Below are 14,896 nucleotides of genomic sequence, written 5' to 3' on the forward strand. Positions count from 1 at the left end.
TCACCTCTTCTCTATAATTCTTTACAACGATTAACAATGGTAGAAACCCACTCATCTTTATTCTTTTCGTAAAGACTAGAGAGCTGATTTAGTGATTCTTTGTACTCTTGTTCATTTTTGACTTTTGTTTCTTGAATCTTTGCTTCTAATTCTTTCTTATGAGCATCCATTTTGACTTGATATTCTTTCACAAAAGAATCATAGATCTCTTTTTTCTTTGTGTTCATATTGGCTTGAACATCTTGCTTTTTCTTTTTCGCTTCTTCAACTCTTTTTGAACACTCTAAATCTACTGAAACAATATCATCAATAATCTTGTCCAAAATAATCCCTCCTCACTTTAATCATTTATTCTCACATAGTTTACTCCTCTTTTTTTAAATTTCAAGCAAAACAATACTTTGTCAAAAAGATTAAAAGCAACCATTATTTCATCAATGTTTTTTATTATGATAATAAACGGTTTTTCTTTGTTTTTATCAATGTTTTTTTATAATGAATAAACTATTATCCCATTTACTTATTTTTATCAAGGATTGTTTAGAAATCTTTTGATATCAATAAAATCTTAGTTTTTGAAATAATGAGCATGTTGAACTTTCCAGTGTTTACCATCATATGTGTTCAATACCTTGTATTCCATAAGGCTATTGTGTTTCTCTTTCGATACATTGATTCAAAAATCATGATGATAACGTTTTAAAACTTGTAATATAGCTTCCCTCTAGATCTCCTTTTTATCATATACGATTTTTTCTTTTATGATAGAATAATGAAACAAGGAGGAAGAAAAGATATGACTTATCAATTCAAAAAAGCAACTCCAGAAGATGTTCCTGTTATCTTTGATATGATTTTACAAAGAATGAAATAGATGGATGAACAAGGAATCCAACAATGGAATATCATAAATTATGAGCAAGTCTTTCCTTTATCTTATTATCAACAAATGCAACAAGATGGACATCTCTTTGTTTTAACAAATCATCATCAAATCATTTGTGGCGTTGTTTTAAAAGAAACAGATGAAAATTGGGACAATCAAGACTCTGCTCTTTATATTTCACGTTTTATCAGTCAACTACATGTTCATGCTGGTTCTAGCTGTTTAAAATATATTGAAGACTATGCGAAAGAACTTGGCAAACACTATTTAAGGCTTGATAGTGCTGATGATAATATCAAATTAGCTAAGTACTATGAAAGTCTTGGTTTTGAAGCAATGGGAACATGTCAGGAAGGACCCTATCATGGTATTTTAAGACAAAAAAAGATTGTTTAAAAATTGTTTTAAACAGCTAAAAAAATGACTCCTATATTGTATATGGGGCCATTTTTTTATTATTGTTATTATTTTGTTTTTACAGTTCTAAACATAATATAAATAGGAACAGCTAGAAGAACACTTCCACCAATAATATTACCAAGTGTTGAAATCAACATATGTAAAGGCAGCATTGACCAATCAATGGCACTACCAAGTTGTGTCATTCCCATTGTAAAAATCCCACCATTTGCAATACAGTGTTCAAATCCTGGTAAAACAAATGTCATAACCAAGATCATAATGACAATTAATCTAGCTGTTTCATCTTTAATCTTGACACCTGAATAAGCAGCCACACATACAACAAAGTTACATAAGATTCCTTTAATTAATAATTCCATCACATCAAAATTCAGCTTTGATTCCATAATTCCTTTTAAATAAGGAGTCATAATGGTTTCTTGGGCACCACTTTTAATAAATAAGAAACAAATCAAGGCAATCCCAATCATATTCCCAACATAACAAACAATCCACATTGGGACAATGTCTTTGATTTTCACATCGCCTCTTAATACTGGCATAATTGTCACAAAACAATTTCCAGTAAATAATTCTGCCCCTAAATAAACAATCGCAACAAGCCCAATTCCAAAAGAAGCAGCCACTGCAATTTTTCCAACTACATTATGATCACTTAGCATAGCTCCTAAAGTATAAGACAAAATTGCAGCCAAACCCAAATAAGCTCCTGCCATAAAGGCTCTTACAAAAAAACGTTTTGGATCATTTTTCATTAAATTTAATTTAATAGTTGCTAATTTACAAAGTGTTTCAATATCACCAATCATAATACCTCTCCTTTAAATCAAAATAATTATAACGAATACAATCAAAAAAGGCAAAACTTTTTCCATGTTTTACTACAAAGATTCTTTTGTAAATATTTCTTTAAATTTTTGTTAAAACTTTACATAAACTTAATATAATCATTGCGTGATATTAACGAATGTTATATTGAAATTTGTTAAAGTAATGATGAATTGAAATAAAGGAAGGAAACACAATGAAAAAGTTTGGAATATTAATTGGTATTGTTTTGGTTTGTTTATGTTTTTCAAGTTTTTTAGTTAATGCTGATATAGAAACAAAGAAAATCAGTTTAAATGGTTCAACATCAATGGAAAAAATGATCAATGCTTTAAAAGAAGGCATGGATGATCAATATCCTGAATTATTAATTGAACCACAATTTACAGGTTCAAGTGCAGGCATTGAAGCTGTTTTTAGTGGAACAGCACAAATTGGAAATTCTTCTCGTTATTTAAAAGATACTGAAAAAGAAAAAGGTTTGATTGAAAATATTGTAGCGATTGATGCGATTGTGATTGTCACTGACAAACACAATCAAGTCAATAATCTAACAACACAACAATTAATTGATATTTATAAAGGAAAGATTCGTAACTGGAAAGAAGTGGGTGGTCAGGATTTACCCATTGTGGTGATTGGTCGTGAATCAGGCTCTGGAACACGTAGTGCCTTTGAAGAAATCTTAGAGCTTGAAGAACAATGTCAATACGCTAATGAAGTTAATGAATCAGGACCCATTATTGCGAAAGCTCAATCGATCCCTGGGGCAATTGGTTATGTATCTTTAGATGTCGTGGATGAATCAGTTAAAACATTAGCGATTAATGGTGTAAAAGCTAATGAAACAACTATTCAAAATGGTCAATATTCTTTACAAAGACCATTTGTTATGGCAACACAAGGAGAAATCTCAAAACAAAATGAAGAAGTTCAAAAACTTTTTCAATTTATCGCAAGTGAAGATGGACAAAAAATCATTCGCGCTGTGGGGCTTGTCCCTACAACAAATGAAATGTCTTATTGACGGCATTTCATTTTTTCTTTATAATGTAAATACACTGGTTCGAGAGCCAAACCCAGTATAAAAAACTAAGGAAAAGGGATGGCTACCATCCCTTTTCTGGCTTCTAACTGTTTTTTAGAAGAAAGGAAAAGTGAATATGAAAAAGAAAACAAAGATTCAAATGGTTGTGATTATGGGAATTGTTTTTAATGTGCTTGGTGCTTTTATTGCCATGACATTTTCTATCCCATTCTACATGGATTCAATTGGAACCATCTTAGTTGCAGGACTTTTAGGTCCTAAGTATGCAATGTTGACTGGAGTACTTGGCAGTTTAACAAGTGGTATAACATTTGATATATACTCCTTCTATTATGCTCCGGTGCAATTATTAACAGGTTTCTTTGCCGGTTATTTGTATCATGGCAAATGGTTAACAGGATGGCGCACACCAATTGGTTCATTGCTTGTTGGGATTCCTACATCCTTATTGAGTGCCTGTATTACAGCGGCTTTATTCAATGGAATCACTTCTGGTGCCAGTAGCACTTTTGTAGTTGTATTCCATCATTTAGGAATGCCACTTGTATTAAGTATCTTAATAGTACAAGTCTTTACAGATTATATGGATAAGTTTTTTGCTGTATGTCTGACAAAGGCTATTATTGAAAGAGGACATCTTTATGAGAAATGGGGGATAGCATGGAAAGATACAGCCGTATTGAAAACAAATGCCAAAGAGAAATCGTTCTTTTAAAAGCTAGACCATGTGCCTGGTCAAAATGTACATTTTGTGATTATATTGAAGATAATTCAACCTGCCATGATGAAATGGTTCGTATCAATGAAGACGTTTTAAGTCGTGTGACAGGTGAATATGGAGTATTGGAAGTGATTGATTCTGCAAGTATTTTTGAACTTCCACAAATAACCCTTCAAAACATTAAACAAATCATTCAAGATAAACATATTCATACATTATTTATCGAAGCACATTGGATTTATCGTCATCGTATTCAAGAAATTAGAGATTTCTTTGGGATTCGTACCATCATTAAAATTGGTATTGAAACTTTTGATGATAATTTTAGAAATCGTGTTTTAAACAAAAATGCAACGTTTCAAAGTATTGAAGAATTAAAAAAATATTTTGATTCTCCATGTTTAATGGTTGGTATCAAAGGGCAAACCAAAGAAATGATTCAAAAAGATATAGAGATATTGGTCAATCATTTCCAACATGGAACAATCAATATCTATCGTAACAATTCCACACCAATTAAACGTGATGATGCATTAGTTCAATGGTTTATGCAAAACTATGCTTACTTACAAGACGATCCACGTTATGATTTTTTATGTGAACCGACTGATTTTGGAGTTGGAGATTAAAAGCTGTCAAATGACAGCTTTTTTATTCATCAAAAACCCAATAAGAATAACGGGATGATAGACGCATATTTAATTTTCTTTGCAGGGCTAATGAAGCATTATTTCCTACCACAACTTGACAAAAAGGTACTTTGCCTTGTTTTAATAAATGATTGATTAAATAAGCTTCTAATAAATAACCATAGCCTTGACGTTGATAGTTTTTCTTGATTTCTAAAATACCCATGCTCCCCTCTTTATGTATTCCTATAAAACCAGCCAACTCATTTTTCACAAATAAACCCCACATAGCTTGTTGTTCAATACGATCTTGTAAATAATCTCTATCACTCAAATGATGATAAATCTGATAAACTTCATCTAAATATTGTAAAGTCAAAGGTTGAATAGAAACATCATGAGGCAAAGCAAAATCAATATATGTTTTGAATGGATAAACAGCCTGATAACAAGCAAACACATCTTTTTTATGATATTCATGAAGTAATAAATCTACAATTTCTTTTTGTTTAACATCATATAAATCATACTGATCTAAATGATAGAGTGAAAACAATGATTTCAATTTTTCCATATTTGTCATAGAAATCATTAAAGACTGACTTTCTTTTTCCAACATAATAATGCCATCATCTTCATTATATAAAATATTAACTGTTTGTAAACGTATGGGTTCTATCAAATCTATATCATCAATTTCATCTAATCTCATCATCATCACCTCTTGTTATTATATCATTTTGAAATAAAAAGTAACAACGCTTCTTTTTTAAGCATCCCCAACAAATGAGTAAAGAGAATAAAAATATCACTAATAAAATGAATAGATAATATGGACCAATCTTATTATCTATCAACATACGATATCCCCAAGTGGCAGGAAATAATTTTCCAAGATTTTCTAATAAGCTTGGTAACAAAGATGATGGAAACATAATGCCTGATAAAATCAGTGATGGTAAAAAGACAAGTTGACTGAGCATGGTTAGTTTTGCTTGAGTTTTGACAAACAATCCTAAAATAGCTCCGACACTTAATGATGTCATAATTAATAATATCAAATGTAAGTAATATATGCCTAAATGAGTTGGTATGGTCGCATCAAAAAAAGTGGTGCAAGACATAAAATCAAGCTACTCATTACAAGTAAATGTAAAAATGAAGACATAAACAATGTCAATAAACCATAATAGACAGGAATATCATTGGCTAAATAAGTCTTTTGGATCGGACTGCCATAGATTTCAACAAGAGCTGGTGGTAACCCAATAAATGCTCCCATCGATACACCCATGATGGTCATTGAAGCAATCAAAGTGTCTTTTGATTCAGGCATAATGGAAGTAAAGACACTTCCCATCATCAAAAAGAACAACAAAGGCACAAGATAACAAGTAATAAATAAAGAACGGCTACGTATATCCATTTGAAATTGAACAAAAATACCATAAAGCCATGCTTTCATCATTCATCACCTCCAGCAATAGATAAAAAATGTTGTTCTAAGGTGCCACGACTAACACGCATATCTAAAATATCTAAATGTTGTTGTTGAGAATCAGCTAAGATTTGCTTGAGTGTCTGATTTATGTCTTGCGTTGTATATCTCTTTTCTCCTTGTTGACTCAAAACTTTAATATCATAACATTTTCCCATATATAAAGTTAATTCTTCAACTGTTCCTAAAAAACAAGTTGTCCTTCTTTTAAGATACCAATGCGTTGACAAAGACTTTCCACTTCACTCATATCATGACTTGCTAAAATAATGGTCACACCTTGTTTTTGTAAGGTACGAATTGTGTCATGTAAAGCCAAACGTCCAGCAACATCTAAACCTGCTGTTGGTTCATCTAAAATTAAAAGATTAGGTTGTTTGATTAAAGCCAAAGCTAAATGTAAACGTCTTTTTTGTCCAGTTGAAAGTTGTTGATATTGTTTAGACATGATGAATATAATTCCTAATGATTGTAATAACCGATGGGAAAGTGATACTTTTTTCCATTTACTAAACAAGGTTAAGGCTTCACTCACTTTTATATAAGCTGGTAATGATTCATTTTGAAGCTGAATTGCCATATGTCCTTTGGTAGAAATATGTCCACTATCATATTTTAAAAAGCCTTCGATACATTCTAAAGATGTTGTTTTACCAGCCCCATTCATTCCAAGTAAACCAAATATTTCTCCTGCCTTCACATTGAAAGACACATCTTTTAAAACATGATAGGACCCATAATATTTATTTAAATGAGAAACTTCAACGATCGTGTTCATCTTATTCATCTCCTAACTGAATCCCTGCTTTTTGAAAATATAAACCTAAAGCAGGCTGTAAATAAGCATTCACCTGATTTTGTTGTTGTGCCCATTCATGTTGATCATCAAGTTCATTGAATTTCATTAACTGAGGTAACATGCTCATATCCCCATTTGTAAATTCTTCAACCATTTGCCAAAATTGTTTAGCTAAAACTTGCACACGTTCATCCAATGGATCAACACCTTGATTTTTCAGTTCTAAAACTTTTTGACTGATTTGTGTAAATTTCTCAATAAAACTTAAGCCACTATCCTTATTAAAACGTCGACGTAAATAATCCAATGTCTGTTCATCAAAATATTTAATCACCCAATAATTTTCATTATTCATCTGTAAATTGACAATAATATCCGCATATGTTTTAAAATTCACACTTTGCATTTGAATCACTTCTTCTTTTAAAGTCTTTATATCTGATAAAGTTTTAGTTAACTGTTGAATCTTTTCTTGAATTAACAAAGCCTGATGACTTAAGGCTTTTTCTACTTTTTCTGGTGTATCTAAAACTTCTAACTGATTTTTAATTTCATCTAACGAAAAACCTAATGACTTTAAAGATTGAATTTGATGTAATTGCACCATATCTTGATAAGTATATAAACGTCGTTTGCCATCACTTTGCATAGATGGTATCAGCAATCCTTTTTGATCATAAAATTGCAAAGTTCTCACTGTTGTTTTCATCTTTTTTGCCAGTTCTCCAATAGTCATATAATCTTTGTCCATGTTTATCATCCTTTCATCTTTATTATAATTCATGACGTTACGTCACAAACAAGTCTTTTTTATCAAAATATTCTTTGTATTTTTTTAATATTTCTCTATAATAAAACTTGAGGTGAAAATATGAAGTTATTAGCGAGTGATTTTGATAATACCTTATGGTTTCAAGACCATATGAAAAAAGAAGATATTGAAGCTATTCAAGATTTTCAAAAACAAGGACATTTATTTGGTATTTGTACAGGGAGAAGTTTAAGTGGTATTTTACGTCCTTCAAAACCTTTTGGAGTCAATTATGATTTTTATATTTTATTAAGTGGTGGTTTGGTTTTAAATAAAGAACATCAACCTCTTTTTGAAAGTCAGATTCCGATTGCTTTAGTGAAAGAGATTTATGAATTTACACATCAACAAAACATTTCTTTAGTATGTCATGATACAACTTATCATCTTAATACGCAATTTGATGATTATGCTTTTGATCATGAAATTCATTCTTTTGATGAATTTCCTTATGACTATGTGCAATCTTTTTCTTTCCATTACCAAGAAAATAAAATGAATTTGGCTAAAGAAATGACACAAAAGATTAAAAACAAGTTTGGTAAACATATTGAAGCCTATCAAAATAATCAACATATTGATTTAGCCATGAAAGGCTGTTCAAAAGGTCATGGTACGAAGATTATTCAAGACTATTTTCATTTATCCAATGATGATGTTTATGGTATTGGTGACAATTATAATGATTTACCAATGTTAGATGCAATTGAACATAGCTATACATTTGATTATGCACCTGATGATGTCAAAAAACATGCCCAAAAGATTGTTTCACAGCTATCTGAATGTATTTTTGATATGATAAAATAATTTTTATTTTTAATAAATAGATAATATACATTTTCGCTTATTTCAAAATTATACTTGGATAAATTGACAAATATATACAAAAATGATATTATCAATGCAATAACAAAGAAGAACATCTTCGTTACCAAAGTTATCTATCCAATTCAAATATGCTATATGGAGATGTTTCAGTTTTGTCTATGAAAACTATATCTCATGAAAAATGAGATTTTTTATTTAGAGAGGGGTATCGTATGAAGATTGGTGTCATTGGTTTAGGAACCGTTGGATTTGGTGTCGTAGAAATTTTAACACAACAAAAAGATAGATTAGAAAAATTAATACAAGAAGAAGTTACTATTAAATATGGTTGTGCTTTAGATCAGGTGACATTGCCTGATAGCATTATCTACACCCAAGATTTCCATGATATATTAAATGATGATGAAGTGGATGTTGTGGTTGAATTAATTGGTGGCACAACAATTGCTAAAACGATTATTTTAGAAGCTTTGAAAAAAGGCAAACATGTGGTAACTGCCAATAAGGCTTTGATTGCCCATGATGGACAGGAAATCTTTGAAACAGCTGCTAAACATCATGTGAAAATCTATTATGAAGCCGCTGTTGGTGGAGGAATTCCAGTCGTTGTACCAGCAAAAGAAGATTTGGTAGCTAATGAAATTGAAAAAATTGAAGGGATTTTAAATGGAACAACGAACTTTATTTTAACTTTAATGGAAACAGATAATTTGGATTTTCAAGAAGCTTTAACCATTGCAGATGGCTTAGGTTATGTCGAAGCAGATGCCAGCTTGGATTTAGATGGTATTGATGCAGCTCATAAGATATGTATTCTAGCGATGAATGCTTTTGAAATTTTCTTTGATTTTGAAAAGATTCAATGCACTGGTATTCGTCAAGTCACAAAGAAAGATATAGATTATGCAAAAAAATTAGGTTATCGCATTAAATTGATTGCGCAAGCGAAAAAATTAGAACAAGGATATGGTATTGATGTTTCTCCTACATTAATTGGTATAAAAGACATTGTTGCCAATGTTAATCAAGCATATAATGTAGTAGAAGTCACTTGTAATTATTTAGAAAATGTGATTTTCTATGGAAAAGGTGCTGGACGTTATGTCACTGCCAGTGCTGTTGTTAGTGATATTATCAAAACTCATCAACCAACGATGTGGCAGCATCAATATAACCATGTAGAAAACATTTATCCAATTACATATTCTAAATATTATATTCGTTGTGATCATCCTTTAGATATTGATTATGAAATGTATTACTCTCAAGATCATGATCATATCTATATTACAAATCCAATTGAGCTTGATGTTTTAAAACAACAGCTTCAAGATGAAACCTATAATTTATTGAAAGTAAGGGGTTAAGAGAATGAAAATTATTGTTCAAAAATTTGGTGGAACCTCAACACGTAGTATTGAAACACGTGAACATATGTATAAAAATATTATTCGTGAACATGATAAGGGCAATAAAGTAGTCGCTGTTGTAAGTGCGATGGGACGTTATGATGATCCTTATGCGACAGATACCCTTTTATCCATTGTTCATACCAATCAATTAACTGATGAAGAAATTGATCGTTTAACAAGTATTGGTGAAACCATTTCTACACTTGTGGTCAAAAGTGAACTGGCAAATAAAGGCTATATCGTAGAAACCGTAACCAATGCTGAACTTGGTATATTAACGGATTCCCATCACTTAAATGCAACCATTACAACGGTTGAAGGGAAACATATCTTAGAAAAATTAAACAAAGCTGATATTGTTATTTGTCCTGGTTTTCAGGGATATTCGCAAAATGGTAAAATTACAACCTTAGGTCGAGGAGGTAGTGATTTATCAGCGGTTGCGATTGGTGTGGCGATTGATGCTAATGAAGTTGAAATATATAGCGATGTCAACGGTATTTATACAGCAGATCCACGTATTGTTCCTGATGCAATGAAACTAAATTATATCAGTTATTCGGAAATGCTGGAACTTTCTAAAAATGGAGCGAAAGTTTTAAATCATCGTTGTGTACAACTCGCAGCGAAACATGGTATTGTGATTCATGCAAGAAGTTCTTTTGATGAAAGCAAGGGAACATATGTTTTAGGAGATGAAAAAATTATGAAAGAACACTTAAATCAATTTATTATATCTGGTATTACAGGTTCCCAAAACGAAGCGAGAATTACGCTTGTGGGTGTGGATGCGAAAGTCAATGGAGCCGGTGAACTTTTTGAAAAGATTGCTAATGCGAATGTCAATGTCAATGTTTTTAGTCAGGCTTTAGTTGGTGGTGGAAGAATGGATATTTCTTTAATTATCAATGATAAAGATGTGCCTGCTGTGGTTGAAGTCATTAATGATTTAAAGGAAACTTTACAGGCAAAGAAAACAATTGTCAGAGGAAATATTGGAAAAGTGGCTGTCATTGGTGTGGGTATTAAAAACAATAAAGGTATGTTCCAAAAAGTTTATAATACTTTAATGAGTCATGACATTAATGTCGAAATGACTTCTTGTAGTGAAATCAATATTTCTTGTTATATTGATAGAGATGATGTCAAACGTGCGCAAGTGTTATTACATGAAGCGTTCTTAGGTTAGGAGGATAAAAAGATGAAAACATATAAAGTAGCGATTGTGGGTGCCACTGGTGCCGTTGGTAGAGAAATGTTAAGATGTATTTTTCAATTCCATTTTCCTTTTGAAAGCATTAAGCTTTTAGCTTCAGCAAGAAGTGCAGGAAAAGTAGTTGAATATGAAGGTCATGAATTTGTAGTAGAAGAATTAACAGAAAATTCTTTTGAAGGGATTGAAGTTGCTTTCTGGAGTGCAGGAGGAAGTATTTCAGAAAAATATATGCCTTATGCTGTTAAGGCAGGTTGTGTGAATATTGATAATACTTCACATTTTAGAATGGACCCTGATGTACCATTGGTTGTTCCTGAAGTTAATGGCTATGCCTTAAAAGATCATAAAGGAATTATCGCCAATCCAAACTGTACAACAATTCAAATGGTCAGTGCTTTAAATCGTTTAGATGAATATTTTGATATTGAAAGAATTATTGTTTCGACTTATCAGGCTGTTTCAGGTGCAGGTGTAGCTGGTATGGAGGAATTATATCGTCAATCTCAAGAAGTTTTAGATGGGAAAGAACCCGTAGCAAAGACACTTCCTTGTGCTTCTGATAAAAAACATTTTCCAATTGCCTTTAACTGTATTCCTCAAGTTGATAAATTTGATTTAGATAATCATTTTACAAAAGAAGAAATGAAAATGGTTAATGAAACAAAGAAAATCTTTAACAAAGATATTAAAGTCAATGCAACATGTGTACGTGTTCCAGTCTTAAGAGGTCATAGTGAATCTGTTTATATTGAAACAAAGAAACCAATTGATATAGATAAAGTCTTTGAATTATTATCAAATTCTCCAGGTGTAGAATTATATGATGATATTGAAAATCAAGTCTATCCAATGGCAACTCTTTTCATTGGTGATGAACTTGTTCATGTAGGACGTGTTAGAAAGGATTTAGATAATGACCATGCCTTAAGTTTATGGGTTGTTGCCGATCAGTTAATGAAAGGTGCTGCTTATAACTCTGTGGATATTGGTTTAAAAATGATTGAGTTAGGTTTATTATAATCAAGTTAAAATGATGATGAATGCAGGTATGAAAATACCTGCATTTTTTACTATCATAAAAAAGTTGTAACCTTTTGATAAAAATTGTTACTATGGTAATGAAGGTTAACCTAAATAGATGGAGGGGTAGATTGCAATTGAAAAAAGAAATTTTAAAAGACTATCTATCAAATAACAAATTAGATATGGACAAACTCTTCAATGATTATTATGGGTATGTCTATATCATTGTGAAAAATGGAGTGAGTTTTGTTTTAACAGATGAAGATATTGAAGAAATTGTTTCTGATGTCTTTATTGCCTTATGGAAAAATAGTGAAACACTTTTAGAAACAGTCAATATCAAAGCTTATCTTTCAGGTATTGCAAAAAATATGATTAAAAATAAATATCGAAAAACAAAGTTACATTTCTCCATATCTGAATATGAAGAAAAATTAATCGCAACAAGCAATCTTGAAAAACAAGTTGCAGAAAATGAACAAAATATCATTATCAAAAACACATTAAAGACACTAAAAAAAGAAGAATATGATGCATTTATTATGTTTTATTATGAAAATAAAACAACAAAAGAGATTGCAAAAAAATATCATTGTCATGTTGGTAAAGTGAAAGTTATGTTACATAGGATTAGAAAGAAAATAAAGAAAAATTTAGAAAAAGGTGGTTATGGTTATGGAAAATCATGAACTGAAAGAAAGAATAAGAGAAAATATCAAAGAAGAAATATCTATATCGAACATTAAAAAAGACTTTGATAGAAGAGCAAGACAAAATAAAAAAATCACTTATACCCTATCCTCTCTATGTATGGTGTTGGTATTAGCCATAGGAATACTTTTTATAACACATTCATCACAAAATAATGAAAACACACTGCCAAGCAAATTTTCACAAGAAAATATAGCAATAGACCTCAATATTAATGTCATCAAAGATATGTCAATGAGGAAACTAGATGCTGATGTTCAAATCGTAGAAACAGATCAAATACAAAAAGAATTTCCATTTGTACAAGATTTATCAATACCTGAAGATTATCAACTTGAAAACAGTTATATCTTGTATACAAGAAAAAATACAACCGCATCTGATTACAATATATTACATGATTATGTATTGAATTATACAAAAGATGATGTCAATCAAATAAGAATAGCATTTTCAAAAATAGAATCACCAATCAGAGATTATCATATTCAAGATACCACAAAAACATCAAAGATAGGTGATGTTAAATTGATTATATCGCAATGGGAAGATATGTATATTGTCACTTTTGAATACAAAGATATGTATTTTGATATTGAAACAACGGGAATCACAGAAAATCAACTTGTAGATTTATTAATTTCTGTTATAAATCATTCATCAAATACAAATCGGACAATTGAAGATCAAGATACGCATGTCAATGAAGAACCATCAGAAATCAGTGAAACTGATTATCCATTTTATTATGCTGGAAAATATATTGATCATAATGGAAACAACATCGTATTGTTGGTTGATGATAACGCTCAAAACAGAAAAGAAATATGTCAGATATTCAATATTGCAGAAAGTCAGACAATATTTAAAAAAGCTAACTATTCTTATGAATACTTAGCAAATTTACAACATCAAATTAGCATAAAAATGCAAAACAATAAATTTTCATTTATTATCTCATCTTCATTAGCTGAAGATAAAAATTGTATTGAAGTTGTTGTCACAACAAATATTAAAAACGATTGGAATAAAATAAAAACATTAGATACAAATGGTAGTGCTATTGAATAAGTTTTCAGTAACTTTATCTGTAACCTCTGAAAAATTATCAATAACTAATCTTTTTGGTGCATTAAATTGAACCATAATATCTGATGGATGAATATGAAAAACAGGTAATGGTCAATCATTTCCCTGACATGATTGACTTTCAATTTTTAATACCACCAATTATGTTGTTGCTTCCATATACATCAGAATCTATAAATAGAATTCTCAATGATATTACTCAAGACCAAATGACGATTTCTAAATTTCCAAGTCAGGTTATTCAGGCTCATTTGCCATATATCGAAAAAAGAAACGTAATCAATGTTTATCCACTATTTAATCTCAATGAATAGACATATATTTGAAACATAGGATAGTTATGGACTGTTCTTTTTATACAATAAAACAGAAAAAAAGCATCTTTGTTGACAATTCATAACATAAAATGTAGTATAGCAAATAAATATTATATGCTATAAAATAGCAGGATTGGAGAAACATTATGAAAAAAATGATAAATACTTCTTTTATGTACTTAATACTTGCTTTAGTGGCAGGTGTCTTTTACAGAGAATTTACAAAGTTTAATGCCTTTAGCGGACAAACAGCACTTGGTATAGTTCATACTCATTTCTTTATATTAGGCGTTATATTTTTTCTTATCTTGACTCTTTTTATCAAGAATTTCCCTCAAATTTTAGATTATAAAGGTTTGAATAAGTTCTATATTTTATATAACATTTCAGTTATCTTATTTACTATAATGTTGTTAGTAAGAGGAACTATGGAAGTTTTAGGAACACCTTTATCATCTGCAGTTGATGCCTCTATTTCAGGAATTGCAGGTATTTCTCATATTTTATTAACAGTAAGTCTTGTTTATTTCTTTGTTATTATTAAAAAAAGTATAGTCAATCATGACTAAAGCTATAATGATTACTTCATTATAGCTTTTTATATATAGAAATATCTTTCATCAAATAGAAACCTGAATAACTCAGATTTCTCTA

20 protein-coding genes and 1 riboswitch are annotated in these 14,896 nt (G+C 30.5%); of the genes, 12 read left to right on the forward strand and 8 right to left on the reverse strand.

Features of this window, described 5'->3' with window-relative positions:
• Positions 1-11: 11 nt before the first annotated feature.
• On the reverse strand, positions 12-323 hold the full coding sequence (locus NMU03_RS03660) for a hypothetical protein (RefSeq protein ID WP_290141335.1): 312 nt from the start codon (positions 321-323) through the stop codon (positions 12-14).
• Positions 324-874: 551 nt separating this feature from the next.
• Here NMU03_RS03660 and NMU03_RS03665 point away from each other — a divergent pair.
• Positions 875-1,282, forward strand: a complete 408-nt coding sequence (locus tag NMU03_RS03665; RefSeq protein WP_290141336.1) for a GNAT family N-acetyltransferase — start codon at positions 875-877, stop codon at positions 1,280-1,282.
• A 68-nt stretch (positions 1,283-1,350) separates the two neighbouring features.
• On the opposite strand, the gene NMU03_RS03670 is transcribed toward NMU03_RS03665, so the two are convergent.
• Positions 1,351-2,118 (reverse strand): formate/nitrite transporter family protein, encoded by a 768-nt coding sequence (locus NMU03_RS03670; protein WP_290141337.1) that lies wholly within the window; start codon positions 2,116-2,118, stop codon positions 1,351-1,353.
• A gap of 215 nt (positions 2,119-2,333) precedes the next feature.
• Here NMU03_RS03670 and NMU03_RS03675 point away from each other — a divergent pair, with 215 nt between their 5' ends.
• The 3 genes from NMU03_RS03675 to NMU03_RS03685 all read left to right on the forward strand — a co-directional run bounded on the left by NMU03_RS03675 (position 2,334) and on the right by NMU03_RS03685 (position 4,535).
• On the forward strand, positions 2,334-3,164 hold the full coding sequence (locus NMU03_RS03675) for a phosphate ABC transporter substrate-binding protein (protein ID WP_290141338.1): 831 nt from the start codon (positions 2,334-2,336) through the stop codon (positions 3,162-3,164).
• Between the two features lie 28 nt (positions 3,165-3,192).
• Positions 3,193-3,239: riboswitch (PreQ1 riboswitch) on the forward strand.
• A gap of 61 nt (positions 3,240-3,300) precedes the next feature.
• Positions 3,301-3,900 carry an ECF transporter S component gene (locus NMU03_RS03680; RefSeq protein ID WP_290141339.1) on the forward strand — a complete coding sequence of 200 codons (600 nt, stop codon included), beginning with the start codon at positions 3,301-3,303 and terminating at the stop codon, positions 3,898-3,900.
• Positions 3,846-4,535: a radical SAM protein gene (locus NMU03_RS03685; RefSeq protein WP_290141340.1), complete on the forward strand. Its 690-nt coding sequence runs from the start codon at positions 3,846-3,848 to the stop codon at positions 4,533-4,535. Before NMU03_RS03680 ends, NMU03_RS03685 begins: the two co-directional genes overlap by 55 nt.
• Before the next feature lie 22 nt (positions 4,536-4,557).
• On the opposite strand, the gene NMU03_RS03690 is transcribed toward NMU03_RS03685, so the two are convergent.
• From NMU03_RS03690 to NMU03_RS03715, 6 genes are read right to left on the reverse strand one after another with little or no spacing between them, the layout of a single operon-like run.
• Positions 4,558-5,247, reverse strand: a complete 690-nt coding sequence (locus NMU03_RS03690) for a GNAT family N-acetyltransferase (RefSeq protein ID WP_290141341.1) — start codon at positions 5,245-5,247, stop codon at positions 4,558-4,560.
• Entirely contained in the window at positions 5,234-5,596 is a 363-nt protein-coding gene (locus NMU03_RS03695; protein WP_353956654.1) for an ABC transporter permease, read from the reverse strand. The genes NMU03_RS03690 and NMU03_RS03695 overlap by 14 nt, the downstream gene beginning before the upstream one ends.
• 17 nt (positions 5,597-5,613) lie before the next feature.
• The gene (locus NMU03_RS03700; RefSeq protein WP_290141343.1) at positions 5,614-6,003 is read right to left on the reverse strand and encodes a hypothetical protein; all 390 of its coding nucleotides are present in this window, start codon (positions 6,001-6,003) and stop codon (positions 5,614-5,616) included.
• Complete coding sequence (locus NMU03_RS03705; RefSeq protein ID WP_290141344.1) at positions 6,000-6,263, reverse strand: hypothetical protein; 264 nt, start codon at positions 6,261-6,263, stop codon at positions 6,000-6,002. Before NMU03_RS03705 ends, NMU03_RS03700 begins: the two co-directional genes overlap by 4 nt.
• A complete protein-coding gene (locus NMU03_RS03710; RefSeq protein WP_290141345.1) occupies positions 6,218-6,811 on the reverse strand; it encodes an ABC transporter ATP-binding protein in 594 nt (197 codons plus the stop codon). Before NMU03_RS03710 ends, NMU03_RS03705 begins: the two co-directional genes overlap by 46 nt.
• Before the next feature lies 1 nt (position 6,812).
• A complete protein-coding gene (locus NMU03_RS03715; RefSeq protein WP_290141346.1) occupies positions 6,813-7,583 on the reverse strand; it encodes a MerR family transcriptional regulator in 771 nt (256 codons plus the stop codon).
• Between the two features lie 120 nt (positions 7,584-7,703).
• Between NMU03_RS03715 and NMU03_RS03720 the strand changes: the two genes are divergently transcribed.
• The 8 genes from NMU03_RS03720 (at position 7,704) to NMU03_RS03755 (ending at position 14,811) form a co-directional block, all read left to right on the forward strand.
• On the forward strand, positions 7,704-8,453 hold the full coding sequence (locus NMU03_RS03720) for an HAD-IIB family hydrolase (RefSeq protein WP_290141347.1): 750 nt from the start codon (positions 7,704-7,706) through the stop codon (positions 8,451-8,453).
• Positions 8,454-8,686: 233 nt separating this feature from the next.
• A complete protein-coding gene (locus tag NMU03_RS03725; protein ID WP_290141348.1) occupies positions 8,687-9,841 on the forward strand; it encodes a homoserine dehydrogenase in 1,155 nt (384 codons plus the stop codon).
• A 4-nt stretch (positions 9,842-9,845) separates the two neighbouring features.
• A complete protein-coding gene (locus NMU03_RS03730) occupies positions 9,846-11,075 on the forward strand; it encodes an aspartate kinase (protein WP_290141349.1) in 1,230 nt (409 codons plus the stop codon).
• Between the two features lie 12 nt (positions 11,076-11,087).
• Positions 11,088-12,122: an aspartate-semialdehyde dehydrogenase gene (locus NMU03_RS03735; protein ID WP_290141350.1), complete on the forward strand. Its 1,035-nt coding sequence runs from the start codon at positions 11,088-11,090 to the stop codon at positions 12,120-12,122.
• Between the two features lie 131 nt (positions 12,123-12,253).
• On the forward strand, positions 12,254-12,814 hold the full coding sequence (locus tag NMU03_RS03740) for an RNA polymerase sigma factor (RefSeq protein WP_290141351.1): 561 nt from the start codon (positions 12,254-12,256) through the stop codon (positions 12,812-12,814).
• Entirely contained in the window at positions 12,801-13,907 is a 1,107-nt protein-coding gene (locus NMU03_RS03745; protein WP_290141352.1) for a hypothetical protein, read from the forward strand. The genes NMU03_RS03740 and NMU03_RS03745 overlap by 14 nt, the downstream gene beginning before the upstream one ends.
• 83 nt (positions 13,908-13,990) lie before the next feature.
• A complete protein-coding gene (locus NMU03_RS03750; protein ID WP_290141353.1) occupies positions 13,991-14,239 on the forward strand; it encodes a hypothetical protein in 249 nt (82 codons plus the stop codon).
• Positions 14,240-14,388: 149 nt separating this feature from the next.
• A complete protein-coding gene (locus NMU03_RS03755) occupies positions 14,389-14,811 on the forward strand; it encodes a DUF2871 domain-containing protein (protein ID WP_290141354.1) in 423 nt (140 codons plus the stop codon).
• Positions 14,812-14,896: the final 85 nt, after the last annotated feature.

The sequence above is a fragment of the Allocoprobacillus halotolerans genome, assembly GCF_024399475.1.
GTDB classification, from domain to species: domain Bacteria; phylum Bacillota_I; class Bacilli_A; order Erysipelotrichales; family Coprobacillaceae; genus Allocoprobacillus; species Allocoprobacillus halotolerans.